This window comes from Amorphus coralli DSM 19760 (assembly GCF_000374525.1).
Lineage (GTDB): Bacteria > Pseudomonadota > Alphaproteobacteria > Rhizobiales > Amorphaceae > Amorphus > Amorphus coralli.
In genome coordinates this window covers 820,500-836,180 of the sequence record NZ_KB894570.1, presented here as the reverse complement: position 1 = coordinate 836,180, position 15,681 = coordinate 820,500, and the positions used below count along the sequence as shown (strand labels likewise).

Genomic DNA, 15,681 nt, shown 5'->3' with positions numbered 1-15,681 from the left:
GCGCATCGCGGAGGGAGGCGGCATGGCACACGACCGCCAGGCATCGGAGATTGTCCGCCGGCAGGGTATGGCGCGGCCTCTGGCCGTAATCCGATGAAGCCGGAAGAGACCCCCGTCCGCCAGTGGCTGCTGGTCGGCGCGCTGGCGCTGGCGCCCGCCGTCAGCAACGGCTTTGCCCGCTTCGCCTACGGGCTGATCCTGCCGGCCATGCGCGACGATCTCGGCTGGAACTACACCCAGGCCGGCTGGATCAACACCGCCAACGCGCTCGGTTACCTGATCGGCGCGCTGGTCGGGCTGACGCTGATCGCGCGGCTCGGCTCGCGGGTTCTGTTCGCCGCCGGCATGGCGCTGACGGCCGTGGCGCTTCTCTTCTCCGGTTTCACCGAGAATTTCTGGTTTCTAACTCTCTGGCGCGTGCTGGCAGGCGTCGGCGGCGCGCCGGCCTTCATTGCCGGCGGCGCGATGGTCTCTGCCGTCTTCCGGGGCCAGCCGGTGCGATCGGCGGCGGCGATCGCGCTCTATTTCGGCGGCGGCGGCATCGGCATGTTCCTGTCCGGCAGCACGCTGCCTTTCGTGCTGCAGGGCAATCCCGCCGCCTGGCCGGAGGTCTGGATCGGGATGGGGCTCGTGAGCCTCGTGACGCTGATCCCGACCGCCTGGGTGGTCCGTTCGGTGGCGCCGGGAACCCGCGGCTCGGCCGCGCCGAAACCGGGCCGGTTGCCGTGGCCGGCGATGAGCCTGGAGCTGATCGCCTACTTCCTCTTCGCCGTGGGCTACATCGTCTACCTGACCTTCATCGTGGCCTGGATGCGGGAGGAGCAGGCATCGGTGGGGCTGGTGGCGGCCATGTGGTCGCTCATCGGCATCATGGTGATGGCCTCGCCGCTCCTGTGGCGCGGGGTGCTGGCGCGCCATTCCGGCGGCGTCCCCATGGCGCTCGCCTGCACGGCGACGGGGGTGGCCACGCTGCTGCCGCTCGTCGTGCCAGGCGCGATTGGCGTGCTGGCGTCCGCCTTCGTGTTCGGCGGCTCGTTCTTCATGGGACCGGGATCGGTGACGGCGTTCGGGCGCAACAACCTGCCCGAGGCCCAGTGGGGGGCTTCCATCGCGCTGTTCACGACGATCTTCGCGGTGGGCCAGCTGATCGGTCCGGTGGCGGCGGGCTACATCGCCGACGCGAGCAGCGACCTCACGCTGGGACTGATCGCCGCCGGGGCGACGCTCCTCCTTGCCGGCCTGCTGGCCGCCTTCCAGAAGCCGCTTGCTGCAGGCGACTGAGCGGCTGCCGCTCGGGCCTCAGGGCTCGACCAGGATGGCGCGGAAATCGTTGACGTTCGTGCGGGTCGGGCCGGTGATGACGAGATCGCCCAGCGCCTCGAAATAGCTGTAAGCGTCGTTGCGATCGAGGTAGGCGCGGGCATCGAGACCCTTCTCCCGGCCGCGCGCCAGCGTGGTGGGATCGACAAAGGCGCCGGCATTGTCCTCCGAGCCGTCGATGCCGTCGGTGTCGCAGGCAATCGCGGTGAGCTTCGGATGGCCGGCCAACTCCACGGCGAGCGCCAGCTGAAACTCCGCGTTGCGTCCGCCGCGGCCCTCGCCGCGCACCGTCACCGAGGTCTCGCCGCCCGACAGCACCACGCAAGGGGCAGCGCCGGGCTGGCCATGATCGACGCAGGACTGGGCGATGGCCGCAAGCACCTTCGCCACCTCCCGGGCCTCGCCCTCGATCCGGTCGCCGAGAACGATGGGCGTGTAGCCCTCGGACCGCGCGATCTCCGCAGCCGCCTCCAGCGACAGGGCAGGGGCCGCCACCAGTTCGTAGCTGGCGTGGGCGAGGCGCGGATCGTCGAGCGCCGGCGTTTCCGCCCCCTCGCTGCCGAGCCATTCGGCGATGCTTTCCGGGCACGCGATGCCGTAGGCCTCGATGATGGCCCTGGCGTCGGCGGCCGTGGTCTCGTCGCCGATGGTCGGGCCGGAGGCGATGATGCCGGGATCGTCGCCGGGCACGTCGGAGATGGCCAGCGTGACCAGCCGGGCGGGTCTGGCGGCAAGTGCCAGCCGGCCGCCGGCCACGGTGGAGACGTGTTTGCGCACGGTGTTCATGGCGGAGATGGGGGCGCCGGATTTGAGCAGCCCGCGACCGAGCGTCTGCAGGTCCTCCAGCGACACGCCCGGCGGCGGGCCTGCGAGCAACGCGGAGCCGCCGCCCGACAGGAGGCAGATGACCAGGTCGTCTTCCGTGAGGCCGTCCAGCAGCGCCAGCATCTCCCGGGTGCCGGCCTCGCCAGCGGCGTCGGGCACCGGGTGTGCCCCTTCCACGATACGGATGCGCTCGGTCGGCTCGCCATGGCCGAAGCGGGTGAGGACCACGCCCTCGATGGGCCCCTCCCAGGCCTGCTCGAAGGCACGGGCCATGGCGGCCGATGCCTTGCCCGCGCCGATGATGACCGTGCGGCCTTTCGGCGGCTCGGGCAGGTAGGCGGCGAGGCAGCTTTCCGGATGCGCGCGGGCCACGGCCGCGTCGAACAGGTTGCGCAGCAGCCGGCGGGCGGCAGCGATCTCGTCGGAGGCGGAGGGATTCGAAACGGTCACGGGATTATCCAAGGTAGAGAGGCCCTTATCTCGCCGAATGAAGGCATCCTGTCAAAGGCGGAACGGAGTTGACGTCCTGCCGCACTGCGGCGACGGTCCGGTCTGACCGCTGCCAATCGCGGCGTCATGCCGCCCGCATCCCGTCTGACCGAGGTATCCCGACCTGTGGCCGTCCTATCGTCCGTTGCTTCCCTCCACCGGCTGGCAAATGCGGCGCTGGTTCACTGGGACCTGCCGGAGGGGGCGGCGGCGCAACTCATCAACCTGTCGGAAAATGCGACCTACCTTGTGACGGCACCGGGCTGGCGATCGATCCTGCGGGTGCATCGCCTCGGTTACCACAGCGAGCGGGCCATCGAGAGCGAGCTCGCCTGGATGGACGCGCTGCGCCTCGAGGCGGGTGTGCCGACCCCACCGGTGATCGCAGCCCGGGACGGCCGGCGCATCGTCCGCGACGCGCCCGACGCGGACACGGCGCCCCGCCACATGGTCATGTTCGACTTCATCGAGGGCCGCGAGCCGGAGGCGGGCGACGACCTGGCCGGCCCGCTGGAGCGGCTTGGAGAAATTTCCGCCCGACTGCACCACCACGCTCGGGGTTGGCGGCGCCCGGCCGGGTTCGAGCGGCTGACCTGGGACGAGGAGACGATCCTGGGCCAAACGCCCACCTGGGGGCGCTGGCAGGACGGGCCGAGCGTCGATGAAACGTCGCGAGCGGTGCTGGGCCGCCTGGAGAGCGTCGTGCGGGAGCGGCTGGCGCGCCACGGCAAGGGATCGGAGCGCTACGGGCTGATCCATGCCGACGTCCGGCTCGCCAACCTTCTGGTCCACGCCGGCGAGACCAGGGTCATCGATTTCGACGACAGCGGTTTCGGCTGGTTTCTCTACGACGTGGCCACGGCGCTGTCCTTCAACGAGGATCACCCGGACGTGCCGGACTGGATCGACGCCTGGCTCACAGGATACCGGCGGGTTGGAGCACTACCGGCGGAGGAGGCGGCGGAAATCCCCACCTTCGTCATGCTGCGGCGGCTGGCGCTGCTTGCCTGGATCGGGTCGCATGCCGAAACCGACACCGCCCGCGACCTGGCCCCGCGCTTCGCGTCCGTCTCCTGCGATCTCGCGGAAAACTACCTGACGCGATTTGGGTAAGTCCGCCGTCCGTCAGTCGAGATCGATGCCGAGCGCCTCGGCAGTCTTCGAGGTCAGGCGCTGCCGGCGGTCCTTTTCCCCAGGCCACGCATCCGCCCGTGCCGCAAGCGACTTGCCGCCATCGGCGACGCTGAAGGCGGACGCGGACTTCAGCCCCCGCAATTCGTCCCACGAGACGGGCATCGCGATCGGCGCGCCTTCCCTTGAGCGCGGCGAGAAGGGGGCGATCGCTGTGGAGCCGAACTGGTTGCGGAAATGGTCGATGAAGATCTTTCCCGTGCGCTTCTTCTTCGACATGGAGGCGACGAACCGGTCCGGATCGAGCTCTTCCATCTTGCCCGCAAAGCCGCGCGCGAAAGCCGTCACGGCGTCCCACTCCAGCCGCCGCTCCAGCGCGATGACGAGGTGGACGCCCTTGCCGCCGGTGACCATCGGCCAGGCCTCCAGGTCGGCCGAGCGCAGCACCTCGGCGAGATCGAACGCCGCCTTGCGGACCTTTTCGAAGCCGAGACCCTCATCCGGGTCGAGGTCGAAAACCAGCCTGTCGGGCCGCTCGATCCGGTCGAGACGGCTGCCCCAGATGTGGAGCTCCAGCGCGCCGACCTGGGCACAGGAGACCAGCGCCTCGCGGCTGGGCACGATGAGATAATCCTGGGTCTTGCCGGAACGCTCCGTCACCGGCCGCGTGTCGAACGCCTCAGGCAGGCCGGCGCCGGCGTGCTTCTGGAAAAAGCAGGATTTCTGCCGGCCCTCGGGGCAGCGCACGAGGCTGACGGCGCGGTCCTTCAGCTCCGGCAGCATGACGTCGGCGACCGCCTCGAAATACTCCGCGAGCGCCTTCTTGGTGACGTCCATCTTCGGAAACAGGATCCGGTCGGGATGGGTCAGGCGAACGCCCGCCACCCGCGCTTCGTCGTTCCCCATGGTGTTGCCTCCCTTCGCGGTCGTGGCGGTCGACGCACGCTTCGCCGCCCGCCCTGACGGCGTCTTGCCGGAGGCAGGCTTCCCAGATCGGGAGGCTGTCAGGTCCGGCGTTTCCGCCACGATCTCGCTTGCCGCCTTGTCCTCGCGCAATCCCTCGAACACCGCGTGCCGGACGGCGCCGTCGCGGGTCACCTCGGCGTAGCGGACCTCGGCGACAAGATCGGGCCTGACCCAGCGGGCGGTGCGGGCCACATCGGAGGGAACGCTGTCGAAAGGGACGGTCTTACGGGTTCGCTTCTTCAGAAGGGCGCCGATTTCCTCCAGCAGATCGTCGCCGAATCCCGTGCCCACCCGGCCCGAATAGCGCAGACCGCCGTTCTCGTGGACGCCGAGGAGGAGAGAGGAAAAGGGACGCGCCTTCGTGGAGGGCGACCAGCCGCCGATGACAAACTCCTGGCGCTTCACGCACTTGATCTTGAGCCAGTCGCGGCTGCGGGAAGACCGATAGCGGCCGTCCGCCTTCTTGGCGATGATGCCCTCGAAGCCGCGGCTGCAGGCCAGGCGCGAGATACGCTGGCCGTCGCCCTCGATGTAGGTGGACAGGTGGAGTGGCGACCGCGCCTTGCCGAGCACCTTCTCCAGAACCGCCTTGCGCTCGGTGAGGGGCCTCGAGCGAAGATCCTCTCCCTGGTGGCGCAGGATATCGAAGACCATGAAGGCGAGCGCGCCCGGGTCCTCCTTGAGCGCCTTCTGGAGCGCGCCGAAGTCGCTGCGGCCGGCGTCGTCGGAGACGATCACCTCGCCGTCGAGAAGCGTGTCGGCCAGGTTGAGTTTCGCGAGGGCTGCGGGGAGGGGACCGAACTTCGCGGTCCAGTCCTTGCCCGAGCGGGTGTAGCAGCGCACCGCGTCGCCGTCGCAGGCGGCGATCATCCGGTAGCCGTCGAACTTGGTCTCGAACAGGAAGCCCTCATCGTCCGGCGCCTCGTCGACCAGCGTGGCGAGTTGCGGCGACACGAACTTTGGCGGCTTGCCGGTGGGACCGATGCTCTTCGCGCTGCGCGCCGGGCCGGTGCCATTCGCCTTTTTTCCCGTGGCCGGCGACGCACCCTTCATCGCTTCGGCCTTGGTGGCGGAGAGACGCGAGGCACTGCGCCGGCGCGCGGCGCGCTTCTTTGCCGGCTTACCATCGGCAATCTCTGCCATGGACCGCCCCGTGGTGACGCTCCAGTCGGCCTCCTGGATGTCGCGTTCGGTCGAGGCGTCCGCGTCGTCGTGCTTGATGAGGAGCCAGTTCTCGCGGCCCCGGTCGCTCTTGCGCCGGTTCGCCATGCGGACCAGGGCGAAACTGCCCTTCAGGCGCTCGCCGGAGAGCGTCAGCTTCAGCTTGCCCTCCTTCAGCCCCCTGGCCGGGTCGTCCTCCGCTTCGAACGCCCCGTGGTCCCACAGCATGACCGTGCCGCCACCATAGGCGTCCTTCGGGATGGTCCCCTCGAAGTCGGCATAGTCGAGCGGATGATCCTCGGTGCGAACCGCGAGGCGCTTCTCGCTCGGGTCGAGGCTCGGCCCCTTCGTGACCGCCCAACTCGCCAGAACGCCGCCGATGGCGAGGCGAAAATCGTAGTGAAGGCGACTTGCGGCGTGCTTCTGGACGACGAAGAAGCCGTCGGCGCCTTCCGCCTCGTCGCCGGAAGGCTCGGACGTGCGCGAGAAGTCCCGCTTCGACTTGTAGACGGAGAGATCGGCCATGGCCTAGGCGGCCTTCGAGGGGCTCTTGCGCTGCCGCGACGACGACTTGGCCGCGCCTCCCGACTTGGCCGGTTTCGATGAATTGCCCGACGTCTTCGAGGCGGTGGTGCGCGTCTTGGCGCGGGAGCCTCCGGAGCGTGACGATTTCGTCTTGCCGTCCTCGCCCAGGCTTTTCTTCAAGGCGGCCATCAGGTCGACGACCTTGCCGTTGTCGGCGGTGTCCTCGTCGACGGCGACCTCGGTCTTGCGGCCCTTCGCCTTGCGTTCGATGAGCTCGCGCAGCGCGTCATTGAAGCGGTCCTTGAAGGCCGCGGCCTTGAACGGCGCGGACTTCCGCTCGATCAGCTCCTCGGCGATAGAGACCAGCTCGTCGTCGGATTTTTCGTCCGAGAGGTCGGAGAAATACGGCGTCGCGCGGTGCAGCTCGTCCTGAAAGCGCAGCGTCTCGATCATCAGGCCGGAGCCGCAGGGCTTGAGCGCGCCGACATATTCCCGACCGCGCATCACGAACTGGCCGAGGCCGACCTTGCCGGTGTGCTTGAGTGCGTCGCGCAGCACCCGGAAAGCATCTTCCGCCAGTTCGTCGTCGGGCACCACGTAGTAGGGCCGGTCGAAATAGATCGGGTCGATCTCGCAGGCGTCGACGAACTGCACGAGATCGAGGGTCTTCTTCGCCTCGATCTTGACGTCGTCGATGTCCTCGTCGGTGACGAGAACATATTTGCCTTTCTCGAATTCGTATCCCTTCACGATCTCGTCGCGGTCGACGGGGCCGATGCCGGGCACGACCTTCTCGTAGCGGATGCGCTTGCCGCTCGGCTCGTGGATCTGGTGAAAGGACAGCTTCGCGCTGGAGCGCGTGGCGCTGTAGAGCTTCACCGGCACGGACACGAGGGCCAGCCGGATCTGGCCGCTCCAGATGGGGCGTGAGGGTGCCATCGTCATCTCCTTCGTCAGCAGGCGCGCGGGGTATCGGACCCGCGACGCCCTCCCAGTCGTCATCCCAATCGTCATGGCAGCCGAATCAACGCCGCCGGCGACGAATCGTTCGCTCTGCCCGGCAGCGGGGGATTTTCTGGAACCTTCCGCGACGGCACGACGTTCTCGGCGGCAACGGGGTGGGCATGGTCGCACCGGTGGTTCGCACCGCCGGGCTGCGACCCGACAACCAACCAGGAGATCGACCATGACTGCCATCGACCAGGCCAAGATCGTTATCGTTTCCACGCACGGCTTCGAGCAGTCGGAGCTGGAAGTTCCGCTGAAGAAGCTGCGTGAGGCCGGCGCGACCGTCGACGTCGCGACGCCGGACGGACAGGCCATCAAGGGCTGGGACAAGGACGACTGGGGCCGCGAGGTTCCGGCGGAGAAGAAGATCGCCGACGTGTCCGTGTCCGACTACCACGCGATCGTCCTGCCGGGCGGCCAGATCAACCCGGATATGCTGCGCGTCGACGAGGACGCGATGACGCTGATCCGCGCCTTCGTGGAGAGCGGCAAGCCGGTGGCGGCCATCTGCCACGCGCCGTGGCTTCTCATCGAGGCCGGTGCCGTGAAGGGCCGCGCCGCCACGTCCTACCCGTCGATCCGCACCGACATGGAAAATGCCGGCGCCATCTGGAAGGACGAGGAAGTGGTTTGCGAGGAGGCGATCATCACCTCGCGTAACCCCGGCGACCTGGACGCCTTCGTCTCCAAGATCATCGAGGAGGTGCAGGAAGGTCGCCACGAGCGCCACGCCGCCTGAGGAAGCTTCGCCTGACTTTCAGGCTTCAAGCAAAGCGGCGGTCGCCCCCGGGCGGCCGCCGTTTTTCGTGTCAGTGGGAGCGCAGTGCGGAGACCAGCTCCTGCTTGGACATCTTCGAGCGCCCGTCGATGCCGATCTCCTTGGCGCGTTCGTAAAGATCGTCCTTCGTCCACTCCTCGTAGGGCGGCGCCTTGCCCCCCTTCTTCGACGGCTTGTCGCCCGCCGCTTTGGCATTGGCGATCCGCGCCGCCTTTTCCTTGCTGTTGCCCTGCTTGCGCAGCTCTTCGTAAAGCTCGTCGTCCTTCACCTGCTTGCCGTGCGACTTTGCCATGTTGGCTCTCCATTGTTGGTCGGGTCGTGCGGTTGCGCTCGGGTAACCGGCGGTGCGATCGACTGGTTCCCGGCGCGGCGGCGCGGGGTGGATGGGAACGACCGGGTGCGCCGGTCGTTGACCCGGCAGGGTGGGGCCAAGGAATTGACCGGATGACGATTGCCGACACCGTGACGACCAGCAGCAAGACCGACGACGACACCTCCGAGGAGGGACGACCGCAGGAGGGCGTCCTGGAGGATGTCGAGGAGAGCGTGCCGGTCCGGGGGCGGGGCCGAAGGGCCGAGAGCCCGATGGCGATCCCGCTGAAGGGCTGGAAGGACATTTTGCTGCGCGTCTACCGGCGCGCCATGGCCGACCGGCTGGGGCTGATCGCGGCCGGCGTCACCTTCTACGGCGTGATGGGGCTGTTCCCGGCCATCGTCGCGCTCGTTTCCGTCTATGGCCTCCTCACCGATGCGAGTGCGTTGCAGGGCCAGATCCAGTTCCTGTCAGGCTACCTGCCGCCGAGCGTCCTGGAGCTCCTCGGCACCGAACTCCAGCGCATCAGCCAGGCCCGCGATGGGAGCCTCGGCCTCGCGGCGCTGCTCAGCCTCCTGGTGGCGCTGTGGAGCGTTAACACGGCCGTCCGGGCCGTCTTCCAGGCGCTGAACGTGGCGTACGGGGAGGCGGAGAAACGGCCCCTCTGGCGCCTTTACGCGACCACCTTTGCCGTGGCGGTGGGCATCATTATCATGGCCGTCGTGGTCGTGAACGTGGTGATCATCCTGCCGGTCCTCATCAGCGCAGTGGGCTTCTCCGAGCGCACCGACTTCTACATGCGGCTCCTGTCGGCCCCGATCTTCTTCATCGTCATGGTGGCGGCGGCCTCGGTCCTCTACCGGATCGGGCCCAGTCGCAGCAGCGCGCGGCTACACTGGATCTCGTTCGGCTCGGTGCTCTTCTCGGTGATCTGGATCGCCGCGGCGCTGGGCGTGTCCTTCTACCTGTCGCGCTTTGCCGACTACTCCGCCACCTACGGCTCGCTGGGCGCCGTTATCGGCCTGATGTTGTGGATCTACGTCACGGCGTACATCTTCCTGGCGGGCGCGGAGATCAACGCCGAGATCGAGCACCAGACCTCGCACGACACCACGGTCGGCCCCGAGAAGCCGATGGGCGAGCGCGGCGCCCATGTGGCCGACACGCTGGGCGCAACGTCCGGCGGCGGCTGAGGGGTCACGAGTGGGATAGCAAAAAATCACGTTCCGACAGACAAGCTGTTGGAACCTGTGCTGGCTCCCTGAGTTTTACTGACGAAGGGCGCCGCAAGACGGCGATCCTGAAGTTACCGTTTCTGAATTTCATTCAATGGGCAAGTTACCGCGGGCCGTTGACGCCCGACGGGAGAGCTTTGCCCGGAAAGGAAGACGCCATGAATTGGGATCGCATCGAAGGCCAGTGGAAGCAGTTCTCCGGCAACGTCCAGGCCCAGTGGGGCAAGCTCACCAACGACGACATGGACGTGATCGAGGGCAACCGCGACAAGCTCGCCGGCCGCATCCAGGAGCGCTACGGCGTGGAGAAGGATGAGGCCGACCGTCAGATCGACGAGTGGCTGGAGCGCCACTGACCCCGGCAGGCGCCGCCGCTTTCCGCAAGGGAGGCGGCGGCCCGGCCTGACCGACCCTTAGGCCTCTCGGGATTGTCACCAGGGGCACCACCGGAGATCGATCGGCATGACGCTCGGCACAATCCTGCTCATCATCGTGATTCTGCTTCTGATCGGTGCCTTGCCCACGTGGCCCTACAGCCGCGGATGGGGCTACGGACCCGGCGGACTGATCGGACTGGTCCTGATCGTCCTGCTGATCCTGCTCCTGCTCGGGCGCATCTGATCTCCATTCCCGTACCCGTTCCACCGACCGGCCCGGACACCGGGCCAGACCGCGAGGAAAAGATCCTATGTCTATGAAGACCCTCGACGACCTGTTCGTCCATTTCGTGCGCGACATCTACTATGCGGAGAAGCAGGTCCTGAAGACGCTGCCGAAAATGGCGCGCAAGGCCGACTCCGACAATTTGAAGGACGCGTTCGAGCATCATCGCGAGGAAACCGAGGGCCAGATCGAGAATCTGGAGAAGGTCTTCGAAATCCTCGGCCTGAAGGCGCGCGGCGTCACCTGCGAGGCCATCGACGGCATCCTCGAAGAAGGCAAGGAGATCATGGAAGAGGCGACCGACGCGGATGCGCGCGACGCCGGCATGATCGCCGCCGCCCAAGCCGTCGAGCACTACGAGATCACCCGCTACGGGACGCTCGTGGCATGGGCCAAGCGCCTCGGCCACACCAAGGCAGTGCCGCTGCTCCAGGCGAATCTCGACCAGGAATATGCCGCCGATCGCAAGCTGTCGGATCTCGCCGAAGGCGGGCTCAACAAGCAGGCGGCCTGACCGGCATCGCCCCGCACGTCGAATGACACCGACGCCCGCGTTCCATCGGAGCGCGGGCGTTTTCGTGTGGTTGAAGGGGACGCGGATCGCTTCCTGCCAAACTTTCACATCCAGCCTGGAACCGAATTCCTACAGGCGCGTCTGTCCAATGGCCTCGGGGGCGGCGTATAGCTGGGTGTTGATGCGAGTCAGCAACGCCGCAGGGCCGGACATGCCGGCAAGGGTAGACGTACAAAGGCCTGGTCTATGGATTCCGTACTGACCTATCTCTTCGGTGCCGCGAGCTTCATGCCGCACGGCTACTGTCTGTTGTGGCGGCCGGACCTCGTGGCGCTGCACGCGGTCTCCGATGCCGCAATCGCACTTGCCTACTTCGCGATACCCATAGCCATCCTGGCCCTCGCGCGGCGCCGGGGCGACCTGACCGGAGACACTGGCAAAGTCGTCGTCCTGTTTGCTGCCTTCATCATCGCGTGCGGGCTCACCCACCTGGCCGGGCTCATCACCCTGTGGGTTCCGGCCTACGGGCTGCAGGGCCTGATCAAGGCGGCGACGGCCATCATCTCCATCGTCGCGGCCGTCATCATCTGGCGCCTCGTGCCGGCGCTGACCCGGCTTCCCTCCATTTCCGGGATCGAAGCCGTCAACAAGCAGCTCGTCGCCGAGGTGGAAGCGCGGCAGCGCGCCTTCGATGAACTGGAAACCGCCCGCAACGAGCTGGAGCGGCAGGTGGCGGAGCGAACCGCCGAAATTCACGAGGTGAAGAAGCTCTACGACGCCGCGACCAGCGGCGCGCAGATCACGGTCTTCGCCCAGGATTCCGACCTTCGATACACCTGGGTCCACAACCCGCGTCTCGGCCTCACGGTCGAGGACATGGTCGGTTACACCGACACGCAGATCCTCGCCGAACCGGCACGCAGCCTGATCATCAGCCACAAGGAGCGGGTGCTGGAGACCGGCGAGCCCGAGACCTTCGAGGTCGAGGTTCCGGAGGGCAGCTCCACATCCTGGTTCCGGGTCGATGTGACGCCGGCCTGGGGGGATCACGGGGAACCGAAGGGGCTGGTCGGCACCGCGATCGATATCACCCGATCGAAACGGCTCGAGGCGATGCGCTCCGACCTCAGCCGCAGGCTGTCCGCCACGGTGCAGCGCTTCAATCTCGCCCTGCGGTCCAGCGACATTCTGGTCTTCAGCCAGGATCGGGACCTTCGCTACACGTGGTCGAACTGGTCCGCGGACTATGGCGGCCCGGTCATCGGCAAGACGGATGCGGACCTGTACCAGGAGCCGGAGCGCTCCGGCATCATTGCCCTGAAGAAGGAGGCGATGGAGACGGAGGAGGTCCAGTCGGCCGAAGTTCGGGTGCACATGGACGACGAGGTGCGCTGGTTCGTCCTGACGGCAGAGCCGGACTTCGCCCCCGATGGCGACCTGCGCGGCGTGATCTGCGCCGCGGTCGACATCACCGAGCGCAAGGATTACGAGCAGCGGATGCGGCTGGTGATGCGCGAGCTAAGTCATCGCTCCAAGAATCTGCTGGCCGTGGTGCAGGCAATTGCCCGCCAGACCGCGCAGCAATCGGAGACCGTTTCGGAGTTTCTCGGAAAATTCGGCGAGCGCGTCCGGGCGCTGGCCGGCGCGCAGGATCTGCTTGTGGCCGGCAACTGGAGTGGTGCCAGCCTGCGCGACGTGGTTCACGGGCAGCTCGGCCACTACACGCCCGAGGATCAGGATCGGATCATCGTGGAGGGCCCCGACATCAGGCTGTCTCCGGACGCCATGCAGACGCTGAGCCTGGCCCTGCACGAACTCGCGACGAACGCCGCGAAATATGGCGCGCTTTCCAACGAAGTCGGAAAGGTCGGGGTGACCTGGTCGGTCGATGCCGACGCGCCCATCCTGGATCTCCGATGGACGGAAGAGGGCGGTCCGCCGGTGACGAAACCCTCGCGACGCGGGTTCGGCCGCGTGGTCATCGAGCGCAACGTGGCCCGCTCGCTCGAGGCGGACGTCAATCTTGATTTTGCGCCGGACGGCTTCAAGGCGTCCTTCCGGATACCGCTGGAGCAGATACGGCCGCGCGTGGACGACGACCGCGACCCTCAGCCGGTCATCGGCGGCTGAGGCGATCCGGATACGCAGGGCGGCCCGTCGGACGGATTTCCGCATGGCTCTTCAGGAGCTCATCGCCGTCCGCCGCCCGCTCCACGAGATAGACCGGGTTGCCCGGGTTTGCCTCGCGGGTGATCCGGCGCTCGGCGAGCGTCCGGGTGACGCGACGCATGAAGATTTCGCGGACGGTGCCGGCGTCGAGCCGGTCGCCCTGCCGCCACAGAACCGTTGTTCCTACTGAGTACATGACGAACACCATTCGCGGTGGACCGTTCTCCGGACACGTCTCCGGAGGGTGGAGGAACGTGAGCGTCCGAAAACCGGTTCCGCGCGTGCGCCGCCTGCGAAACGGATTGGTTTATCGTGCGTTACCGATGCGAATGCGCGAGGATCGGGCAGACCGTCCGCAGTTCGCCGAGCGCGACCGGTTCAAGGGGGCTAGAATGGTTCGGCAGGAGGCGCTTGCGCCCGGCTCAGGAAACGGGGGAACGGCTGCCCCAGGCGATGCCGTCCTACCCATGCCCATCAAACGGCGCCACGCCGACGGCCCGGGCGACCGGGCTCCCGGCTTCGGGCCTTCCGCGCCGCTCCGTCCTGCGGGCGATATCAAGCCGCTGATCGAGGCGAGCACAGCCTACCCGATCATGGAAGAGATGGTCATCGGCGCCCAAAGGACCGCCCATCTCGCGTTCCGCATCTTCGATCCGGCAACCCGTGCCCGCTCCGAGGAGGCGCGGCAGCGCGGCTTCCGTGACTGGGGCGACATTCTGATCGACGCCGCGAAGCGCGGCGTGGCGGTGCGCGCGCTCCTGTCCGACTTCGAGCCGGTGATGGCGCATGAGCTCCACCGCCTTGGCTGGCACAACGGGCAGCGCCTGATCGAGCGGGCGCAGCAGTTGCCCGAGGATACGCCCGGGTCCATCGACCTGCTGATCGCGCTGCACGAGGGCGAGATGGGGGCCGCCGCGCGCTGGCTGCTCTGGTTCGCGATGCGTCCGAAACTGTCCAAGCTGGTGCGCGACTTTCCCGACGCATCCACCTATCCCGGCGTCGCCTACACGATGGCCGAGCATCGTCCGCGTTTCCTGCCGCCGGCGCGGATGTGGCCGGCCACCCATCATCAGAAGGTGATGGTGGTGGATGGCGAGACGGCGGTGGTCGGTGGCATCGACATCGATGAGCGCCGCTACGACGATCCCGAACACCGCCAGCCGACCGACCAGACCTGGCACGACGTCAGCCTCAGGGTGCACGGACCGGTGGCCCGGGATGCCGAGCGCCATTTCGTCGAGCTTTGGAACCGGGAAGTCATCCGCTATGGCGGCGGAGACCCGGTGGCGGGGTTGCATCTTCCTCCGGGCCATGACCGCCAGACGGTACCGCAGCCGATCGAGCCGGCCGAGGCCGCCGCCGAGGATGGACCCACCTTGTCGGGCGACGGGGAGGCGAGTGCGCGCTTCGTTCGCACCGGGTCGGTGGTGCGGCGCGGCGCATTTGCCATCACGCCCGAGCCGGTGGTCACGGAGATCGAGGACACCGTCATCGATACGATCCGTTCGGCGGAAAGGCTTCTCTACATGGAGAACCAGTTCTTCAGGCTGCGCCGGATCGCCGACGAGATCGGAGCGCGGATGCGGGACAGGCCGGAGCTGGAAGTCATTCTGCTGCTGCCGATGGCTCCGGACATGGTGGCCTTCGAAAACAAGACCGGGCCGGAAATGCGGTTCGGAGAATGGCTGCAGGTCAAGGCGGTCCGCCGGCTGCTGAAGCATGGCGGAGACCGTGTCGGCGTGTTTTCGCTGGTGAGGCGGGCGCCCGCAGAACCCAACGTGACCGGGCGGGCGAAGGCGTTCGGAAGCGGGATCGTCTATCCGCATTCCAAGGTGATGATCGCCGACGACGATCGCGCGATCGTGGGCTCCGCCAACCTGAACGGGCGCAGCCTGAGAATGGATACGGAGGCCGCTCTGGACTGGCGCGACGATCCCGGGATTCGCGAGTTTCGCGAAACCCTGTTCTCACATCATCTGGGCCGGGCCTATGAGGCGACGCCGCCATCGGCCTTGCAGTTGTGGGCGCGGGTGGCGATGGAGAATGTTCACCTCGACCCGGAGGAGCGCAACGGGTTCATCGTGCCCTACAAACTGGGCGCGGCCCGACGCTTCGCGCGGTTTCAGCGCTTCATACCGGAGGTCTACCTGTGACCCCCGGTATGCAATCCGGTGCGGAAGGAGTGGGTAGAGGCAGTCGGGCGGGCCTTCGTCTCAAGACCGAGGCCCACCGGAAGGAATGTCATCGAGTGGCCTGAGCAAGGAGAGCATCTCCTGCGGCAGACTTGATGAAAGCTCCGGTTCGTAAACATGACGCAGGCTGCGGCCGATATGCGACTGCAAGTTCATGTCAAAGCCCGTATCCTGGTCGCGGATACCCGACACATGGCCTGTCCGGGTCCTGCGATAGTCCGGAGTCGTCAGTTTCGTCTTGGATTCTCGATCATGTCTCATGTCTAACCTTACGCGTTGTGAGCGGCACGCGTTTGGGAGATCAACGAACGCCATTTTCTTTCGTTCCGTTTAATAAAGTTTAATGCGCAGGGAACCTGATACCCAGTCAGGCGTTCGCGTTCACATATGTT

14 protein-coding genes are annotated in these 15,681 nt (G+C 67.0%); 9 read left to right on the top strand and 5 right to left on the bottom strand.

The window, feature by feature from the left end; translation table 11 throughout:
* Positions 1-93 precede the first annotated feature (93 nt).
* On the top strand, positions 94-1,281 hold the full coding sequence (locus C507_RS0103805) for a YbfB/YjiJ family MFS transporter (RefSeq protein WP_018698332.1): 1,188 nt from the start codon (positions 94-96) through the stop codon (positions 1,279-1,281).
* Positions 1,282-1,299: 18 nt separating this feature from the next.
* Here the strand turns inward: C507_RS0103805 and C507_RS0103800 are convergent, their stop codons facing one another.
* Complete coding sequence (locus tag C507_RS0103800) at positions 1,300-2,595, bottom strand: glycerate kinase type-2 family protein (protein WP_018698331.1); 1,296 nt, start codon at positions 2,593-2,595, stop codon at positions 1,300-1,302.
* A 165-nt stretch (positions 2,596-2,760) separates the two neighbouring features.
* On the opposite strand from C507_RS0103800, the gene C507_RS0103795 reads away from it, so the two are divergent.
* On the top strand, positions 2,761-3,747 hold the full coding sequence (locus C507_RS0103795) for a phosphotransferase enzyme family protein (RefSeq protein WP_018698330.1): 987 nt from the start codon (positions 2,761-2,763) through the stop codon (positions 3,745-3,747).
* A 12-nt stretch (positions 3,748-3,759) separates the two neighbouring features.
* Here the strand turns inward: C507_RS0103795 and ligD are convergent, their stop codons facing one another.
* Both ligD and ku read right to left on the bottom strand, forming a co-directional pair.
* Positions 3,760-6,417, bottom strand: coding sequence for a DNA ligase D (gene ligD / locus C507_RS20285; RefSeq protein ID WP_018698329.1), 2,658 nt, complete (start codon positions 6,415-6,417; stop codon positions 3,760-3,762).
* 3 nt (positions 6,418-6,420) lie between these two features.
* The gene (ku, locus tag C507_RS20280; protein WP_018698328.1) at positions 6,421-7,356 is read right to left on the bottom strand and encodes a non-homologous end joining protein Ku; all 936 of its coding nucleotides are present in this window, start codon (positions 7,354-7,356) and stop codon (positions 6,421-6,423) included.
* Positions 7,357-7,603: 247 nt separating this feature from the next.
* Here ku and C507_RS0103780 point away from each other — a divergent pair, with 247 nt between their 5' ends.
* Entirely contained in the window at positions 7,604-8,164 is a 561-nt protein-coding gene (locus C507_RS0103780; RefSeq protein ID WP_018698327.1) for a type 1 glutamine amidotransferase domain-containing protein, read from the top strand.
* Positions 8,165-8,234: 70 nt separating this feature from the next.
* Here the strand turns inward: C507_RS0103780 and C507_RS0103775 are convergent, their stop codons facing one another.
* Complete coding sequence (locus C507_RS0103775; RefSeq protein ID WP_018698326.1) at positions 8,235-8,495, bottom strand: DUF7218 family protein; 261 nt, start codon at positions 8,493-8,495, stop codon at positions 8,235-8,237.
* Between the two features lie 152 nt (positions 8,496-8,647).
* On the opposite strand from C507_RS0103775, the gene C507_RS0103770 reads away from it, so the two are divergent.
* The 5 genes from C507_RS0103770 to C507_RS20275 all read left to right on the top strand — a co-directional run bounded on the left by C507_RS0103770 (position 8,648) and on the right by C507_RS20275 (position 13,058).
* On the top strand, positions 8,648-9,709 hold the full coding sequence (locus tag C507_RS0103770; protein WP_018698325.1) for a YihY/virulence factor BrkB family protein: 1,062 nt from the start codon (positions 8,648-8,650) through the stop codon (positions 9,707-9,709).
* A gap of 200 nt (positions 9,710-9,909) precedes the next feature.
* Entirely contained in the window at positions 9,910-10,107 is a 198-nt protein-coding gene (locus C507_RS0103765) for a CsbD family protein (RefSeq protein ID WP_018698324.1), read from the top strand.
* Positions 10,108-10,213: 106 nt separating this feature from the next.
* Entirely contained in the window at positions 10,214-10,372 is a 159-nt protein-coding gene (locus tag C507_RS22675) for a DUF3309 family protein (protein ID WP_018698323.1), read from the top strand.
* 67 nt (positions 10,373-10,439) lie between these two features.
* On the top strand, positions 10,440-10,928 hold the full coding sequence (locus C507_RS0103755; protein ID WP_026318819.1) for a YciE/YciF ferroxidase family protein: 489 nt from the start codon (positions 10,440-10,442) through the stop codon (positions 10,926-10,928).
* Between the two features lie 246 nt (positions 10,929-11,174).
* Positions 11,175-13,058, top strand: coding sequence for a sensor histidine kinase (locus tag C507_RS20275; protein ID WP_018698321.1), 1,884 nt, complete (start codon positions 11,175-11,177; stop codon positions 13,056-13,058).
* Here C507_RS20275 and C507_RS22985 read toward each other — a convergent pair.
* Positions 13,045-13,293: an HVA1 family protein gene (locus C507_RS22985; RefSeq protein WP_169508943.1), complete on the bottom strand. Its 249-nt coding sequence runs from the start codon at positions 13,291-13,293 to the stop codon at positions 13,045-13,047. The two genes, C507_RS20275 and C507_RS22985, sit on opposite strands and share 14 nt — an antisense overlap.
* A gap of 271 nt (positions 13,294-13,564) precedes the next feature.
* On the opposite strand from C507_RS22985, the gene C507_RS0103740 reads away from it, so the two are divergent.
* Positions 13,565-15,250 (top strand): phospholipase D-like domain-containing protein, encoded by a 1,686-nt coding sequence (locus C507_RS0103740; protein WP_018698319.1) that lies wholly within the window; start codon positions 13,565-13,567, stop codon positions 15,248-15,250.
* Positions 15,251-15,681: the final 431 nt, after the last annotated feature.